We start from the raw sequence: 19,872 nt of genomic DNA on the forward strand, positions 1-19,872 counted from the left end.
CGGATCGATGTTTGGATCAAGCTGGGTCACGATGCGGATCTGACCCACGCCCTGCGCGCTCGGGTTGCTGAAGGCGAAGCTGTAGGGCAGGGGCGTTGCAGCCGGTACATACACGCTGCCGTCGCTGGCCACCGCCGTGCCTTGCGGGCCCTGTACGCTGATAGCCGACTGCGTGGCACCCTTTTGCTGCGCCATCAGTTGCAGGTATTGCGCCAGGTTCAGGCTCTTGCCTGGCAGCGGGTTGAATTTCTGGTCGAGCAGGCCTTCGGAGCGAAGGTATTCCAGTTCGGACTGGTTGCCGACGAAGACCCGGAAATTTTCGAACTGCAGGGTGACGCCTGCGTGCCCGATCTCATTGGCGACGTTGTAGTCGGTCGGGTTGGCCATGGCCGGCACCGGGACTTCCACGAAGTTGCCTTGATCGTCCGTACGGACCTCGTAATGGTCGATCGCGTCCTTGGCGGCATTGGGATCGCCGGCGTAGGTGGCGGTGTTGCCATACCACTGCTGCACTTTGGTGAAGAAGCCGGCGATGTCGGCTTGGGTGCGATAGCTATCGCCGCCCTTCGACAACAGGATGCCGGCAGCGAGCGTGGCATTGAGGCTGACTACTTGCGGGTTGGTGCTGATCGGCGGCGCCTGGTCGGCCGGTTGCAGCATGCCGGCCTGCTCCAAGGCGGCCAGGTAACCGTTCACCCATTGCGAAGCATCCGCAGCAAGCACGCTCAAGGCACTGGGCGCGGTCTTGTCGGCCAGGATCGCGCTGCGCAGTTTCAGCGCGTAGGTGGTCTGTTCGGCGATGAATTCGTCGCGCGTCAGCGCGGTGGCGGCGCCGACAATGTTGGTCTGGAACGATTCGGCCAGTAGCTCCTTGGGCGTGAGCTGGCGATCCTTTGGATCGTTGAAACGTTCGGCAAGGCCTGGCGAGACCTTGTCCAGATCGCTGACGCCGTTGTCGAGCAGACCTTCCGCCTTCCAGTCCGGATGGGTGGCGTACAGCGCATCGCGCAAGCCGTTGAAGTCGTGGTTCAGCCAGGCGGTCAGGCCAGGATAGGTTTGCAGCTTGAACGTCATGCCCACGGTGCCCTGGTCGGCCACGTCGAAGGCGTAGCCGGGGGCGAGGTTGTAGCCTGAAGTGTTTTCGGTGCCATCCAGCGAGGCCCACGGAATATCCGTACGCGCCTGCGTGCTGGGCGTCTGGCCGTAGCTCTGCGTATTGGCCGGTGCGTTGTCGGTATTGCCGAATGGCGAACCGCCCACATTGGAGGCGAACACCGCGTACGGCAGATTGAGCTCGCCGAGCAGGTCCTTGTTATAGCCCATTTCAGCCGCGCCGATGTCGAAGCGCACGTAAGGCGTATCGACATTGGTGAGGCTTTGCAGCGAGACGCTATAGGTGCCGGCCTCGCCCGGATCGAGCGTGCGCGGCCCACCGATGCCGATGGTGGCATCGTCTTCGATGCCACGTTGCACCAGGTAGCGATCCGCTTCGGTGACGCTTTGGCCGTCCGGATTGGTGACGGTGACGTCGTACAGGCCGAGCGGGAAGTTGCGCGTGTCGAAAATGGCGCGGATATGCGTGGCGTCGAGCACCTGCCAGCGCGAAGGTTCGGCTTCGAACACACCAGGGCGCGACAGCTTGACGATCGCACCGGGCTGGAAGCTGGCGCCGTAGATGTCCAAGGTTACCCAGCGATGCGCGTCATCGCTGACGCCGCCGGTGTCGGGCGTGACTTGCGTGATCGACAACGGCAGCAGATCGGCACGCAAGGTGGTCGGCACGTTGCTGCCAGTGCGCGAGCGCACCAGGATGTAGTAATCGCCGGCCTGCGTGCTGGGTATCACCACTTGCTGGTTGCCCGAGGACGCGTTGCTGTAGGCCGCGTCATAGGCGAAGGTAGTGGGCACGTCGCCGTAGCGGATGTACAGCTCGTTGTCGCCGCTGGCTTCCAACGCGTTGAGCATGACGCGCAACGTCTGACCCGCAGCAACGCTCACCTTGTACAGCTTCACGTCGCCATTGGAGAGCGTGGTCTGCAAGGGGCTGGACACGGCCAGCGATGGCACCTGCGTCTGGATGGTCGCGGCGGAAGCGGTCAGCGTCTTCGGCGTACCGGTTTCTTCGTAGATGTCCGGGCGCACGATGACGCGCCAGCTGCCGTCCTTCAGCGGCGGCAATTGCGCGGTGAGCGTACCGGTGTAACCGGTATTGGCCGCCACATCACCGTTGTGCACCACCTTGCCGAGCAGGATGTCGTCCACGCTCCAGGTATTGTCCTGCGACAGGTACACCGCATCGGTCCAGCTGCCGGTGGCTGGGTTGGTGGAGTTGTTGGTGACGTTGTAGGTGACGGTGACTGGGTCGCCTACGTTCGCTGTTGCTGGCACGCTGACGTTGCCTACCACCAGGTCGGCCGGCGGCGGCGCATTGATCAGCATCGGCTGCGCGGCGGCGGTTTCGTTGTTCTTGTCGACGCGGAATTCCAGCACGTGGCCGTCTGGTCCGCTGCCGAACACATTGGCCGGATCGGTGACGACGAATACGTAGTACGGGCCATCCAGATCCTTCGGCGCGGTAACCGTGAACTGGCCGTCGTAGCCGGCACCCGCGGCGAGGCCGCCGGTGTGGGTCGAGTAGCTAAGGTAACGATCGTGCTGCAGATCCAGTGTGCGGTCGCGCGACAGGTACACCATGTCGTACCACTGGCTTTGGTCGCCAGGTGTGGCGCCGCCGTTGTTGTCGACGTGGTAATTGACGGTGAAGCTCTGGCCGGCAGTGACTGCTTGCGGTGCCGTGACCGTGGTGACTTGCAGATAGGGTGGTGTCACCTGTGTGACGGTGATCGGGATCGACGTAATGCGGTTGACGCCGGTGCCTTCATACACCGGCACGGCACCGGGGCCGCTGCCGGTGACGACGTCTAGCCCTTGGCGAATCAGGCTGGGTGAGCCGCCTAGCCAGTCCTTCACCGTGGTGGTGTCGGTCTTGACGACCACGTAGAACTTGCCGCCGATCGACTGCGGAATATGGAAGGAGGCGGTTTCGGTGTAGGTCTGACCCGGCTGCAGATAAGCCGGATTGCCATTGGCATCGGTGATCGAGACGCCTTGCACGCGGCCTGGGTTGTTGTACAGCGAACCTTCGATCAGCGGGTAGTCACCCGCTTCCAGCGAGCCATCCGGCGACAGGTACACGCCGTCGTTCCAGTTGGTGGTGCGGGTAGCGCGCGTGCCGGTGTTCTTGACGGTCCAGGTGAGCGTCACCAGGTCGCCCGAGTTCGGTGTGCTGTTGGAAATGCTGACGTTCTGGATCTGCAGGTCGGGTTCGCGGTAGGTGATGTTCAACGAACCGCCGCCAATACGGCCGGTGAGGTTGCCGCCTTCATAGGCGTGGCGGTTGTAGTAGGCCAACTCCTGGGTGTTATCGCCGCCGTCGAGATCGTCGTTGTGCGGATTCGCCTTCGGTATCGGACTATTGAGATCGCCGTTGTAGCTGTCGTAATCGCTATCGGCGATTACATAGACGTAATACGTGCCGCTGGTACCTGGCGGAAGTTGCACGTTGGCGGTGGCGGTATAGCTGGCGCCGGCGGCAAGGCCATTGGTGTTGTAGTGCGTGAATGCGCCCAGGGCGGTGGCGCGGCTGGGGATAAAGGTGGGGTCGGTGCTGATGTAGACCGAATCGACCCAGCCAGCACCGGCTGGCCATACCGCTTCGCCCTTGTTGGTCACCGTCCAGCTGATCGGCGTGGTTTCGCCGGAGTAGTTCTGCGGCTGGCATTGCACGGCGGTGACTTGCAGGCTGGCCGGATGCGGGGTGACAGTGCTGGCCACGGCCTTTTCGCGCGTGCGCCACGCTTCGGGCGCGTGCGTCCAGTAGTTGCTGTCGGTTTGCACGATCACGTAGCGGCCGGTGATATCCGGCGCCAGCTGCAACGTCTGGTTGACGGTGTAGCTCTGGCCGTTGTTGAGCGTGCTGCTCTGGTTGTAGTCGCCCAGTTTCCAGATGTGCTTGGCCTGGGTGATATCCGGGTTGTCGGCCACGTAGACGGTGTCGACCCAGTTGCCGGTGAAGGCATCGCCCTGGTTCTGCACGGTGTAGCTGAAGCTCAGGTTGCCGCCGGCATCGGCCGTGGCCGGGGCGACGACTTGGGTCACTTCCAGGTCGGGCGGCGTGATGCCCAGTACGCTGATTGCGCGGCCCTTGTAGTTGTCGTTGTTGATCGTGGGGGCGTCGTCCAAGTTGGTATTGGAGGCCAGCTCCCTCTGCAGGATGGTGCCGTAGCTGTTGGTCCAGGCGGTGATGTAGTACCGGCCGCTGAGCGTGTTGTCGGGAATGGTCACCTGCATGTTGCCCAGGTAGCTGTCGCCGACGTTGAGGTTGCCAGTGTGCACGGTGGAACCCAGCAGTACGTCGCCCTTGTTGGCGCCGGGGCGGGTTGGGTCCTTGGCCAGCCACACGGTATCGGTCCAGCTGTTAACGTCTGCCGTGAGCCCACTGGTGGGCGCGCTGCCCAGGTTGGTCACCTTGTAGCTGACGTTGATGCTGGCGCCGTGCACTGCCTGGTCGGGGGCCACCACATTGCTGGTGACCAGGTCCGCGAACGGCACTTCGTCGACATAGAAGTGCACCGCCTTGGTGTTGTTGGCCTGGTTGGGGAAGGTGTCGAGGCTGTAGTTGCCGTTCGCCACCACGATCAGGTAGTAGTCGCCCTGCAAGGTGATCGGCACGTTGATGCTGGCGGTGGTGTTGCTGTAGCTCTCGGTGCTGCCCAGCGCGCTGGTGTTGTCGAACGTGCCGACCAGTTGCGCGGTGGCGTCGAGCAGGCCGGTTTGCGACAGGTACACCTTGTCCTGCCAATGGCCGGTGGCAGGCACGCTGCCGGTGTTCTGGATGGTGTACTGGATGCCGACGCTGGTGCCGGCCTTGACGTGATCGGGCAGGGTGACGCTGCTGACGATGAGATCCGGGCGCGGCTGCAGCGCGACCGTCATGCTGGCGCTGCTGAGCAGCGTCTCGTCGTTGCGCACGGACGGGTCTTCATAGACCGCGCCATCGGAGTTGGCGATGACCTGGATGCGATAGGCACCCTGGATATGCGTAGGCAGGCGCACCTGCTTGTCGTGCTGGTAGCTGATGCCTGGCGCCAAGGTCTGGTCGTAGCTGAAGCTGCCCAGGTCGATGGCCGGGCTGTTGCCATCCACCGGCACCAGTTTCAGGTCGTCGTTCCAGGGACCGGTGGCGGGCGCCTGCCCTTGGTTCTTCACCGTCCAGCTTACGTCGATCAGCGAGCCTTCGGTGGCTTGTGCCGGGATGGTGATCGATTGCACCGCCAGGTCGGGCGAGGGCGAGAGCGTGACCGGCACCGCCACGTGAGCGACGTTGTCCTGGCCGTAAATGAATTCATACGGCAGGCCGGAATTGGCGGCGCGCACGTTGACGTAGTAAGTGCCTTGCAGGCCGTTGGGCACCATCACGGTGATGCTGCGCGCATACGTGCTGCCCGCGGACAACTGGCCGAGATGATCCGCGTTGCCGAGCATCGCGATCATGTTGTTGCCGGCAGGATCGCTGCTCAGCCACACCTGGTCGGACCACTGCGTGCTGTCGGTAATGCCGATGCCGTTGTTGATCACCGACCAGTTCACCGTCAGCGGCTGGCCGCTGCTGGCGCTGCCTTGGGTGGTCAACGACTGCACTTGCAGATCGGCGTAGGGCTTGGGCATCACGTCGACGGTGTGCGACGCCTGCGCGGTGTTGACGGCGGTAAGGCCGTTCTGGAACACCTGGCTGTAGGCATCGCTGATCACGAACAGCTTGTAGCGGCCACTCATGCCTGGTGGCAGCATCACATGCAGCTGGCCGGTGTAGCTGGCGTTTTGCGCCAGGGCACCGTCGTGTGCGACTTCGCCCAGCACGAGGTCATCACTGTTGCCGGGCGCGTCATGCGTGGTCAGTATCACGCGATCGACCCAATGCGTGCTGTTGCCGGCTCCAGTGCCGGTGTTGGTTACCGTCCAGCTCACGTCCATCGTCGCCGGATCGGCGATCAGCTGCGTCGGTGCGGTGACGGCGCTGACGGCAAGATCCGCATAAGGTGCCAACTGCACTTGCGTGACCGCTTGCGCGCTGTTTTTGTCGTAGGCGTGTTCGTTGAGGACGTGGTTGGCGTCGGCGACCACCAGCACGTCATATTCGCCGCTGGCATTGAGCGGCAGTTGGTAGTCGTACGAACCGGTATAGCTGGACCCGGAAGCCAGCGGGCCGTTCTGGGTCACGTCGGCCAGCTTGGTGGTCTGGCCGTTATGCACCAGATACACGCTATCGACCCAGTTGCCGGTGGCGTTGGCGCCATTGTTGGTGACCGTCCACTGCACGTGCAGGTTGCTGCCCGATTGCAGCGTGGCCGGGCCGGTAACGCTGCTGACGGCCAGGTAAGGCTTGGCCACCGCGACAGTATTGCCGCGGCCGATATTGTGATCGGTACCGCCGCGCTCGTAGATGGTGCTATCGGCATTGGCGCGTACCACGTAGGTGTACGTGCCTTCGGCAAAACCAGGCGGCAGCGTGAAGGTCACACTGCGGTTGACGCTGGCGTTCGCGGCGATGCCGTCGGTGTAAAGTTGGTTGGCGACTTCGATCAGCTGGCCATTGCCCGCATCCAGGTAGATGCGGTCGCGCCAGGCACCGGTGGTGGCAGCATTGCCAGTGTTGTTGGCGATATAGCTCACGGTGATCGGGTCGCCCGGCCGCACCGCGGCCGGGCCTGAGACACTGGTGACGGTAAGGTTCGGCACCGGCGCTAGCGCGATATGCATCAGGCTGCTGGCGAGCAGGTTGTCGGCGGTATGGCCGTTTTCAACCACCGAGCCATCGCTGTTGCTGTAGACCAGGATGTAGTAATCGCCGGTGAGGTCGCGCGGCAGACTCAGCGTGGCATTGCCGGTGTAGCTGCTGCCATTGGCGAGTACGCCGGTATGCGTGATGGCGCCAGCCAGCACGATGTCGCTGGCCGAGGGCGTGCTGCTCTTGGCCAGCACGATGCGGTCGTTCCATAGCGGCGAGCTGGTGGGAGCATTGCCGGTGTTGGTCACCGTCCAGCTTACGTTGATGCTGTCGCCGCTCTGTACGTTGGCGGGCACGTTGACAGCCGTAAGGCTGAGATCCGAATACGCCGCCGCGACCGCAATCAGGCTGGACGCACTGGTGCTGTCGGCGCGGGTATCCGGTTCCAGCACTTCTTGGCCCGCGTCGCTGACGACGTAGATATGGTAGTTGCCGTCGTTGAGCAGCGGCAGGTTCAACGCGGCAGTCTGCGTATAAGCCTGGCCGACCGCGAGCGCACCGTTATGGCGTACGGTGCCGATCGCCATGTCGTTGGGGCTCGGCGTGGCACCGGTGCCGAGCATGATCACGTCGTTCCAGGCAGCGCTGGTGACAGCCTGGCCGCTGTTGGTCACCGTCCAGCTGATCGTCACCGGCTGGCCGCCGATGCCCGTGGCAGGCACGCTGACGTTGCTGATCTTCAGATCCGCGTACGGCGTGGTGGCCGACTGCACATTGGTGCTGGCCGTACCATTCTGCACGCTGGTCTCGAACAACTGCTGTACTCCGGCGGCATTGCTGTCAGCGGTAACAGTAATGCCGAGGTTGCCGGCGCCGGCGAGGCCATCGGGCAAGCGGAAGGTAAAGCTGCGCAGGCGATGGTCGCCTGCAGCGATCGAGCCGTTGGCTTGGCCATTAGTGATCGCGGTGGGGTCGTACACCAGGCTGGTATTGAGCAGCACCAGGCCGGAGTCGGCACGCGTCACCTGGATGCGGTCGTCGAAAGCAGCGCCGGTAGCGCTACCGCCCATGTTCCAGTCTTCCCAGGTGATCGTGACCATGCCGCCGGCACGGATCGTGGTGCTGGTCACTTGCAGGTTTTTCACCTGCAGAGCGGGGCCGACCGCCTGGTCGATCTCGGCGGTGTTGTCGGTCTTGACCGGATTGGCTTCCGGGATTTCGTTGAGGCTGTCGGCAATCAGCTTGATCGCGAAGTTGCCCGAGGCATCGATGCCATTGGGCCAGGTGAAGCTGCTGGTGCGCGACCGGCTGCCACCAATGGCCAGCGTGCCTTGCGTATCACGCAGCGTTATGGTGGCTACCACGTTGCCAGTGCTGAGGTTGGTGACCTGCAGCAGTTCGCTCCACGGCTGCGCGACGTCGGCCGTGCCCTTGTTGATCGTGGTCCAGGAGGCCGTGACGGTTTGCCCCGGCTGGAAATTGCTTGCCGGTTGCAGCGTGAAGTTCTGCACCTGCAAATCGGCGTAGGGCGCAAGCGCAACGCTGATCTGGGTGCTGGCCGCGGTGCTGCCGGTTTCCTTGAAGACGCTGTCCGAATCGGCGATCACCGTCACGCTGAGGGTGCCGGCGGAAGGACTGCCATCGGGCAGGCGAATCTGCTGCTGGCGGTTACGCGCATCGTTGACGTTCAGCACGCCATTGCCGGTGGCACTCGCGTCATACGGCACGGTGACATCGGCGACGATGGCGCCGGTGGCGGTGTTGCGCACGATGATACGGTCGTTCCAGTTGCCGCTGGTCGGCAGCGTGCCCTGGTTGGTGTCCACCCATTGCACGGTGATGGTCTGGCCGGTTTGCAGGCCACTGCTTGGGGAAATGTTGAGTGAGGTGACGGCCAGTGCAGGAGACGGGCTGGCGACCAGTGAGTTCAGGACCACCGTGGGCGGGTCCTGCACCTTGACCACATTGAAGGCGAGATTGGGGATCGTGTTCGTGCCGGGATAAGGGTTGGCGACGACCAGGGTGTAGCTGCCGCCGGCTAGTAGCGTGCCCAGGTCGACCGGGTAGCCATAAGCACGGTATGTCGTTGGGGACCCTTGGTATGCCTCGTAACCCATGGAGCTTTCGTTCATGACGACACGGCCTTCCGGGTCGAACAGCGTCCAGACGGGTGCCCGGCCGACACTGTTGCTGCCGGTGTTGCCTGTCAGCACGTCAAGGAAATAGTGCGCTCCCGGCTGCACATTGATGCTGTAAAGCTGCAGGCCGCGTGGATCGGTAGCGTTGACAGTGACAGGTGCGTTCACCGTCACCGGCGTGGCGGTGCTTTGATCGAGCACGCTGAAGCTATAGGGTTGTGCATCGAGACTGTTATTGACGATCGTCAGCACGTAGTCGCCGGCCGGTAATAGGCTGGCGTAGTCCTGATAGTCGTTCATTGTGTCGGAGATATAGACCTTTCCGTTTGCATCGACCAGCGACCAGTAGTTGCCGTTATCTGTCGTCCCCAAATCATGGAAAGCCAGTAGGCTGGGCTTGTCCAAGTGCAGGGTATAGTGCGTTGCAATCTGGTGCGTCGGCAGGGTGCCGCTGATCACAGTGTTAAGCGGCACAGCTGTCGCGGTGGTATCGACGTAGAAGTTATAGCTACTGTTACCGTAGGCACTTTCCAGCAGCACGTAATAGCTGCCCGCATCCAAGGGCAGATAACCGGAGTTATCGTAGATCGATTTATACGCCAGCGTCTTGCCGGAAGCCGACACCAAGCGCAGCCTGGCGTAATAGTTGCTGCCCGACATGCTGAAGACGAAGTTTCCCGCTTGCGTCAAGTTCAACCGATAGGCGACCACCGCAGGATTGCTCACCGCCCCGGTCATCAGCGTTTCCGACGACAGCAGTGGCGCGCTGGTGATATCACTGACAGTCAGGCCGACGTTGCGCGTAGAAGTGTTGCCGCTAACGTCGCTGATCTTGAGGGTGTATGTACCTGCGCCGGGCAACACAATCGCCTGATTATTAGCGGCATTGTTGTCGTCATCGGCCTTGGGCGTGCCTGAGTAGATCAAGGCGCCTTGCGCGTCGTAGACATTCACGCGCACGTCGGCGTAGTAGTCGCCGGTGCTTACCCATAGCATCGATGCCTGTTGCACGGTTACGCTGTAACCGGTGCTGCCGTTTTGCAACGTCGCTGTAAAGGGCTGCCCAAGGGGCAGCGCTGGCAACTGGTTGTTGACGGTGACGGAGAAGTTATAGGCCTGGGTGGTGCTGCTGCCGTCGCCTTGCGTGTCGCGCACCAGGTAATAGACGCCGCTGCGCGGCAGATTGGTGATGGCGCCCGCGTTTTGTACCTGTTTTACCAGTTGGCCGAATTCGTCGTAGAGCGACCAGTTGAAGCCGGTATCGCTGCTGGCAAGCGTGACGGTGTCGCCGGCATTTGCAGTCAAGCGATAGATGTCGGCGTTGCCAAGCGTGTCGCTGCCGCTGACCGGTACGTTGGGTGCCAAGGCGGTGGCATTGCCCAGGTCAAGCAGGCGCAAGTTGGCGTTGTAGTAGTTGCTGCCTTGCGCATTGAATTGATAGTCGCCAGCCGGCAATGCCACCACGAAGCCCTGCTGCGAGGTAGCAAAGCCGCTGGTGATTTGCTGTCCGTGGCTGGTGATCGTCCAGGGCATGTTGTTGTACAGCAGCTGCCCAATATCTATCAGCACATGCGTTGCGGTAGAGAGATGGAAGGCGAAGCTGCTGCCGGGCGTCAGCCTAACCGGCGCTCCCAGTGCCGTAGTGGCGGTGTCGAGCGCAAATTGCACGGCTACCGGCGTGGTAGTGGCAGCGCTATTGACATGCCAGGCCAAGAGATATCGTTCGCTGGTCTGCAGGGTGATGTCCTGCGCCGAGCCGATATCGCCGCTGGCCAAGATGCTGCCGTTGAGGTCGATCAAGCTCCAGCTGCCGGTGAGGCCACCCAAGCTCGTGGGTGAATAATGCAGCGTGCTGCCGGCTACGCCTTCGAGGCTGTAAAGACGCATGCTGCCTGGCGCGACATTGTCGCTCACGGGGTTGTCGATGCTGATTGTCGTGGCGCTGGCGGCATCACCAAGCTCGAACGACAAATGGCCGTTGGTGTTGTTGGCATCGGGGCGCACAGCCAACTGGTACGTGCCCGCTGGCAATTGAAATACGGCTGGCACGCTGCTGTTGGCATTCCAATGGCCGCCGGACTGTCCACTGAGAAGCCAGCTGAACGACGTGTCAGCACTCAAGCTGCCCAGCACTACGCGGGTCGGCGCGCTTAGCGTGAAGCTATACAGTTGCGTGGTTGCAAGCCCGGTCGCCGTAATGGATTGCGTGCTGCCAAGGCTGATCGGCGTAACGCTCTTCGGTGGCGTGCTGTTGAACTGATAGGCATAGCTGACGTTGCCGCCGCTGAGGTTGGTGGTGCCTGGATCAAGATTCCACACCACATAGTAGGTGCCGTCGGCAGGCAACGGTGCAAGCGCATCGGTGGCGTTGGAGGCGTCGCCCCATACGTAGTTGCCATTGGCATCGTACAGCGTCCAATGTGCCTGGCCGTCCTCGCCATCCTGGGGTGCGTAGTAAAGCTGCTGATTGGCTTTGCCCGCAATGCGATAGACCGCCAGTCCGGCGGCGTTGAAGGTTACGCTGCCGCTGGCGTCCGGCGTGATTAGAGGCGCGCTGCTGTCGAGGGTTTGGAACAGCAAATTGTAGGTAACGGCATTGGGGCTGCCGTTCACCACGGTAAGGGTGTAGCTGCCGGCGGCCAATTGAATGGGGTCATTACCATTGAAAAGGCGCTGCCCATTGATACCCGGGCCTTGCAAGGTATACATGAGGCCCGACGGCAGACCGATGCCGACGAGCGAATTGGCCGTCACCGACAGCTTGTAGACGTCCGTACCTCCTGAGGCAATCGAGCCGTTGGCGACTTGACCTAAGGTGAGCGTGCTTGCCGTCGAGATATACAGTGACGAATTGCGGACAACGGTGTGGGTGACTGCGAAATTTCCGCCGCCACCACCACCGCCGCCTATGACCACGTACCAGGTGCCGTTCGCGTCGGCATGCAACTGCTGCATGTCGCCGCTAAAGCCCGAAAAGGCCGTGGACATGTCCTGGCGGTACACGGTGTAGCTCAGGCCATATGAATGGGTGAAGTAGTAATCCTGGCCGGCGCTAACGTTGAATGCATAGATGCCTGGTGTATTGGTAGGTACAACCACCGGCCCCGATCCGGCGACCGTTGCCTGTGCCTGGGTGGCGACCGTCAAGTCGATGTTGGTGGGGGTGGTGTCGTTGTTATAAGTCAGCTCAAGGCTGTAGTCGCCGGCTGCCAGAGGCGTGTAGCTGATGTACGGCCGGCTGGGGTTAAGCCAGCCGCTCTGGACGATGCCGTTGGCATCGCGTAGCACCCAGTTCGCACTGCCCACGGTGGAGCTGCCCGTGATGTCGAGCAAGGACGTGGTGTCGAGATGGAAGCTGTAGCGCTGCGCCATGGATGGGTTGAGCGTCAGCTTCGTATCCTGGCCGAGTGTCAGCGGCGTAGTGCTGACTGGCAGAATGTTGGTGTGGCTTTGCAGCGTAGTACTGAAGGTGGCGGTCAGCGCCTCGTTGACGTTGGCGACGATCAACGTATAGTTGCCCGCCTCCTTGATCTGCAGCGAACTGTTGCTCGCTGTCCGCCCGGCATAATTGGACAGAACCTCGCTGCCGTCCGGATCGAGCACCATCCAGTAGGCATTAAGGGCATCGGTGCCGCTATTGCTGGCCGAGGCGGTGAGATTGAGTACGTCGCCGGGATTGGCGGCGATATGCAGTACCTGCACGTCGCCGGGGGAGGCGATCGACAGAGAGGCTGGTGTGCCGGTGACCAGGGATGCACCCGCATCTACGTCCAGCAGGCGGAAGTCGGTACTGATAGCAGTGTTGTTGTTGCTGCCATCGAAGCGCAGCGTATAGCTACCTGCCGCCAGCTTGAGCGGGCCATTGCCCAAGCTGCCTCTATCGACCACATTGCCCAGCGCATCGACCAGGCTGTACCCGATGTAGGGTGTATTCGCGTCCGGCGCGGCCAGCCACAGGCGTTTGGGCGTCGTGAGCGTAAAACTGTAGTTCGCGCGGTACGCCGTGGATGAATCCAGCGTCAGCGCTTGCTTGGCACCCAACACAATTGCGGTGGTGGGCATGGCCACGGTACTGGCCAGTACCGAATACGGCAGGGCGGTACTGCCTGCGGCAGAACGGTATACCACCAGGCGATAATCTCCGCTTGCCAAAACCTGCGTGGCGTAGCCGCCTTGGCTGTTGCTGGTGACGACGTTGCCGTTACTGTTGTACAGCTTCCAGCCGATACCGGTCCCGGTGCCGGCTGTCGCGCCGAATTGCAGCGGCGATACGCCGTCGCTACTGAGGCTGTAAATCGCGGCGTTTGCGCCGGCGTCCAATTGCGTCTGCGTCGCCGTGCTGGACGTCAAAACGGGTGCATTCGCGAAATCCAGCACCGCGAACTGATAATTCAGGCTACTGGCACTACCGCTGATGACAACATCGTTTTCGCCAGCGGCAAGCCTATAAAGGCCGCCATTGCCGAACGGCGTAGCCATTTGAACGTTCTGCAGCATGTAGGCGTTGATGCCACTGTCGCTGCCGGTGTCATAGAGCAGCACCTGGCCGCCGGCAGGCAAACTGAGGTGGAAGCTGGTTTGCGGGTTGTTGCTGTCCAGGACGCCAGTGATCGTCTGGCCCAGGCTGATTGCTGGGGCGGTAAAGGGCGTGGCGGTAACCGTGTAGGCCACGTCGCTAGGGGTGCTGCCGGCCGCGGGCTGGCCTTCGATTAGCAGGATGTATTGGCCAGCGCGCTGCGCGGCCACATCGACGTTTGCGCCCGTTTGGCCGGATGCGAGCGTAGCGCCCCAGCTATTCAACAAGGTCCAGCGCAAGGCGGGCGGCGTACCTGCCCCGAAGCTGAGATGGATGGCCGAATCGTGTGAGAGATTGATGCTGTAGGCGGCGGCGCTCTGCCCACCTGCCAGGCTACCGATTGTGGCTCCCGACAGCTGCGGCGCGGCGCTCAAGTTCAACAACTGCAAAGCGTAGTTGACGGTATTGCCGTTGCCGCTGATCCACAGTTGGTATTCGCCCGGGTTATACATCTGGGGCTGCGTGTCGATGCCGAGCGCACTCCAGTTGGGTGCGCGGCCAACCGGCGCAAGGCTCCAACGCAATCCTTGGTTGGAGCCGGCGTTATGCAATTGAAGCAACGTGGAGGACGTCAGGTCCAGGCGATAGACATTCAACGGCACGCTGCCGCTCAATGTGCCGGTGGTGGGAGCGGTTTCACTGGCGACAGGCAGTGGTTGCGGCTGAACGTTGAGCGTGTAGGCGACGCTAGCTGCGGTGGAGGTGCGGCTGATCAGCAGTACATAGTTGCCGACGTTGAGTAGTGGCGTATCGATGGCAGTGCCGGCTGTTCCACTCGCAAGCAGGTTGCCTTGCGTGTCGTACACAGACCAGTTGTTGGCGCCGCTCAGATTGATGCTCAATGCAGCCGGATTGTCCTGGCTGTAGCGATACACAATGGCCTGCTGCCCGACCGCCAGCGTGCCGTTGGCAGGTGCATTGCCAAGCATGGGTGCCTGCACGCTGTCGATCGTTTGCAGCGCATAGCTTGCGTTGTTGGCGGTGGCGGCAATGGTGAGGTTGTAATCGCCTGCGGTGGGCAGAAGGCTTTGGTAATAGGCCGGATTCTGGTCCTGCCAGGGCGCGGCGGTCGTCGCGCCGACCGCCGTGAGCTGCCAATGGATGCCGTTGGAGCCGAGGTCGTGCAGCAGTTGGGCGAACGGCAGTTGCTGGCCGTAGCCGATGGTGAGGCGATAGGTTTTGCTGTCGCCGATCGATGCCAGGTTGCCATTGATCGAGGCACCCAGGTTCAAAGCGCTGGAACTAGTGGTGGAGCCCGATGCAGCGCCTTGCGTGGCGGTTAGCGTATAGGTGGCGGCACTACCACCGTCGATCACGACGTAGCGAGTGATACCGCTGGCAACGCCATTGGCAATGCTGGTGAGCGCCAGCGCATTCGTGCCAGATGCCAAAAGATTGCAGGCGCCGTCGTAAACGCTGATCCGCGCGCCGGCATTGGCCGCCGCATCGACCTGCAGGGATAGCGCAGCCTGATCGGTGGTTGCGGTAACGCTGTAGACCAACGCATGGCCGTCGACGATGCTGCCTTGCGTGGACTGGCCAAGTGGCAGGGCGGTGGCGCTGGAGAGGTCGACCACGCGCAAGCCGTAGGCACCCAGTGCACCGCTGCTATTGGCCTGAACTTGCAGCGTATACACGTCCGGCGTGAGCACTAGTGGCGAAATCGCTCCAAGCTGGCCGGTGGCGACCACGTTGCCATTGCTGGAGCGGAGCGTCCACTGCTGATTGGGACCGGAGAGACCGTCGATGAAGAGCTTGGTAGGCGTGTTGAGCGTGATGCGGTACGAGTCGGGTACGCCGACCGTGCTCGTGCTGCCCTGGATGTCCGATCCCAGCGCAAGAGTGGCCTGTTGTGGCGTGGTCAGCTTGGCATCGTAAGTGATGTCGGTTTCGGTGGTGTTGGCGACGTCGCCGGCCACAATCAGTCGATAGAGGCCATCGTGTGGCAACGCCAGCGTGAAGCTGCTTGTACCGGTGAGCCCGGTGGTGGCGAGGATCTTGTTGCCGTTGGCATCGACCAGCGTAACGCTGGCGTTGCCTCCCGTCAGGCTGTCGAGCTGCAAGCTCAGGTAATCACCGGCGTGCGCGCTGATGGTGTAGGCCGTGCTGCTATTGCCGGGGACCAGCTTGATCGATTGCGCGGTGCCGGTGACGAAGGCGGGCGCGGCGGCCAGGTCGAGCAGGTTGAAGCCGAAGTTACCGGTGGCATGGCCCACCGGGACGATCAGCAGCTGATAGTTGCCGATGGCGTTCAGTGCAATGGGATCGGCAGCGCTGCTGCCTTGTGTGCCGCCCAGCGTGGTCGGTTGAATGAGGGTGCCATCTGGGCCGAGCAGTTCCCAGGTAATATCGCTGCGCGCGCTCAAACTGTCGAACAGCACGCGAGTAGGCGCGCTGAGCGTGAAGTCGTATTCCTGGCGCTGGCCAATATTGGCGATGGCTCCGCTTACGGGCGTGCCCAGGGTCAGCGGCTGGGCGACGGTGACGATGTGCCGTAGCGCGAAATCGACCGACATGCTGGGTGTGCTGGGGGCTTCCCAGGTCAGCAGATATTGCCCGGCGCTCAGCTGGAAGGGAGCGCTGCTGCCATTGGAAATCCAGCTGTTGGTGACGTTCTGTCCTTGCGAATTGCGGATACGCCACAAGGCGTTGCTGCCGGCGTAGGGCGGAACGTCCATGCTGTAGCTGCCGTCAGCGGGGACATTGAGCACGAAACTCTGTGCCTGGCCATTGCCGGTAAAGGCGGCATGCGTCGATTGATCGATCGCAATCGCCGGCATGGTTGCGGTGTCGGCCAGGCTGAAATCGAAATTGCCGGTGGATAGATCGCCATAGCCTATCGTCAATACATAGGTGCCGGTGGGCAGCGACATCAGTTGCGGGCCGTTGCTGAAACTCTGTAGTGAGTTCTCCGTGCCGCGGGGGCCGGTGAGGCTCCATTGCAGGTTATAACCATCCAGGGTGGAGGGATTCATCAGCACCGTGGTCGGCGCATTGAGCGTAAAGCTGTACTGCATGCTTTGGCCGGCTTGCGTGATGCTGCCGGTGGTGTTCGCTCCCAGCGTCAGAGCGGACGTCGTGGTGATGCGATGGCCAAAGGTAAACCCGACCGTAGCGGCGGCCGTCGAATAGTAGGTATGCGAAAACACCAGCATGTATTCGCCGCTGGTGGTGATCGGGATATCCTGCGTGTCGTTGGAGCTATAGCCGCTGCTGACGGTATAGCCGTCAGCACGCATCAGCGCCCAGGTCACGCCATAACCACCCTGGCTGCCATGGTAGTAGTAGTGATCGCCGGCATTGGCGGTGAAACGGTACATGCTCACCTGGTCGCCGGCCACTGTAGCCTGTACCGGTGTATCGAGCGTCAGCGCCTGCGCCGAATCACGATTGCGCAGCCGGAACGAAAAGTTGCTGGAGGTGTCGGTGGTGTTGCCCAGCACCAGGGTGTACTGGCCGGCCGGCAGGAATTGCGAAACGCTGGCGTTGAAGCTGTTCCAACCGTAAGTGGCGCCACTGCTGGAGCGTATGAGCCATTGCAGGTTGCCTGGGCGCTGGCCATTGGCATTGAGCAATGCATCCAGGGTGAGCGTCTGCGGCTGAGCCAGGGTGAAGGTGTATTGGGCCAGGCTTTGGCGCCCGGCAAGGGTGCCGCTGAGGGTATCGTTGAAGCTGAGCGGCTGAGTGCTGACGTCTTGCTGGCTAAGCGTAAAGCTGTCGGTACGCGCTGACGTGCCGTCATATTTATAGCCGACGTCCAACAATGTGTAGATGCCAGTAGCGGGAATGCTGTAGATGTTGCCTGGCGTGTCGCCTTGTTGCGACGGCAGGATATGGCCGTAGGCGTCGACCAGCTCCCAGGTGTTGTAGTAGTTGAAGCTGCCGTTGAGCACCAGCTTGGTGCCGGCACTGGCCTGGATGCGGCAACCTGCGGTGGCGCTGGCTGGCGAACGGCTCAGCGTGGTCGCCTGGCCCAATTGCACCATCGGCAGGGTGGAGGTGTCCACGACCTGGAAGGCATAGGCGCCGTTGTCGGAATAGTTCCAGGAATACTGGGAGCCCTGTAAGGTCAGCGCGTAGTCGCCGGCAGGCAGGTTTAGGATGGAAGCGGTGTTCCAAACGCTGCTCTGATTGAATTCGATGCCGCGTGGTCCGACGAGCGTCCACACTGCGTTGCTATTGGAAGGCGAGGTGGTATCGAACAGCAACTGCGTGGCATTGGCCAGCGTGAAGCGATAGGTCTTGGTGGTATTCCATGCCGCAAGGCTGCCTGCAGTGGGGCTGCCCAGCGTCAGCGTATCGCCTGCCGGCAGCGGCGCCGGTGCGACATTGCCGGTGGTATCCAATTCCACTTGATAGTTGAGCGCTGCGGTATTGCCCGTCGCGCCTTCGATCAGCAAGGTGTAGCTGCCGCCCAGGGCGAGACTGATGGCGTTGCTGTCGCTGGCCAGATTGTTGGCGCCGGCAACGTCGCGACCGTAGGCGTCGACGAGGCGCCACGTGGCGCTGCCCCCGGTGACGCTGATGCTGTGCAGCTTTACATTGTCACCGGCCTGCGCGGTGAAGCGGTAGGCCGCGGTGGCATTGCCCGGGTTGAGGGTGCCGCTCACGGGCGTGCCCCGCGTCAGCGCTGCAGCACTGGCGAGATCGTCCAAGCTGAAGGCGTAGGCGCCCGTGGCATTGCTGGAGCCCTGCACGGTGAGTGTGTAATCGCCAGCCGGTGCCGTGACCACGCTGTATGCGTTGCTACCGTCACTTCGGCCCAGCGAGCGCTGCTGCACCAGTTGCCCGTTGGGACCGGTGAGCGACCACACGATGTCGTTGCGCGTGCTCTGTGTGTCGAAGGCCAGTTGCGTGGCTGCGGCGAGATGGAAGCTGTAGATCGTAGACTGGCCGGGCAGGGCGATGCTGCCGGAGGTGCTGGTGCCCAGTGTCAATGCGGCGGCCAGATCCGGCACGCTATCTAGCTGAAAGCCATAGCTCACCGAAGCCGTAGCCGCGTTGCCAGGGCTGCCTTGCATGACCAGCCAGTAATCGCCGGCAACGGTGGCGGTGAATGGATCGCCGTTATTCCCCAACGTGCCGTTGCTTATCTGCACTCCATAGGGGTCGAGCAGGCGCCAGTTGACGCTCCCACCGGCCGGTGATTGGCCGTTGAGGTACAGCTTTTGCCCTTGACTGAGTGAAACTTTGTAGAGGTGGGAGCCGTAGGGGTTGTCGAGGCTGTCCGAGACCGCGGTGTTGGTGCTGAGGGCTTGCGTCGAAGCCGCCGTAAGCAGGCGAAAAGCGTAGTGGCCGGTATTGCTGCCATCGTAGTTGATCGACAAGGTGTAGTTGCCGGCAACCAGCTGGAGCGCGCCCGGCTGCTCCTGATACGAATGACGATTTTGCACGATCTGGCCGTTCGGTCCGAGCAACGACCAGTTGAAGCCGTCGTTACTCAGGCGATCGAACAGCACCGAGGTGTTGGCGCTGAGCGTGAAGTTGTAATTGGCGGTCTGGCCCGGTTGGGTGAGGGCGCCGGTAGTGGCTTGGTCCAGCGTCAAGGCGTTCTGTGTGTCGTTGACGGGATTGAGCGTGAACGAGTAGTTGACAGGGGCGGTATTGCTCTGAGCGCCTTCTACCAGCAGCAAGTATTCGCCGCTGCGTTGCACGGCAAACGGGCCTTGGTTGGAGCTGAGATCGTTGACGTAGCCTTCCTGGCGGCCATAAGGATCGATCAGGCGCCAGTTGACATAGGAGTAGTTGGCGCTGGACTGCACGCCGCCGGCGCTGAAATAGAATTTCTGGCCTGCCGTGGCATCGAAGCTGTACACGCTGATTTCATTGCCTTGTACGAGCGTGTCGCTGATCTTGCTGCCTGGGGTAAGCGGGGCGGCGGCGCTGGCGTCGACGATACGCATGGCATATGCGCCGGTGGCGTCGCCGGAAGCGTTGATCGTCATGGTGTAGGTGCCGGCCGTCAGATCAAGGAACGGCTGGTTGTCGTCGGAGAAAGTATGGCTGGCCACCCGGCCATTGGGACCGGTAAGCGACCAGCTGATATCGCTACGGTTGGTCAGGCTGTCGAAGACGACGCGCTTGTCGTCCTGCACGGTGAACTGATAATGATTCTGCTGGCCGGGCTGGCTCAGGGATCCGTTGATGGAAATCGCGGCGGGATTGACGTCACCCGACAGCAGCACGCGTGGTTCGAGTGCTTCGAAGCGGATCGCAGGTGTGCTGCGCTCGGTGCTGTCCTGGGGGGCGTTGGCCTGGTTACCGATGATGCCGTTTTCCATACGGGTTCCCTGTTTGATGTGGCAGCTCGCTAGGGCTGCTGAAAAGGTGAGCTTGGTGGCTAGTCGTCAGGCCGGCGAAAGCCGCTCGGC

General features: G+C 62.0%; 1 protein-coding gene (cut by a window edge). It reads right to left on the minus strand.

The features are described 5' to 3' along the window. Nucleotides 1-19,782, minus strand: part of the annotated coding region (locus QQJ96_RS14515) for a CARDB domain-containing protein (protein WP_284332734.1) (this coding region is incomplete at its 3' end). 14,363 nt of the annotated region lie to the left of the window's left edge; 19,782 of its 34,145 annotated nt are in view. Between the last annotated feature and the right edge of the window lie 90 nt (nucleotides 19,783-19,872).

The organism is Dyella flagellata (assembly GCF_030160275.1).
GTDB lineage: Bacteria > Pseudomonadota > Gammaproteobacteria > Xanthomonadales > Rhodanobacteraceae > Dyella_B > Dyella_B flagellata.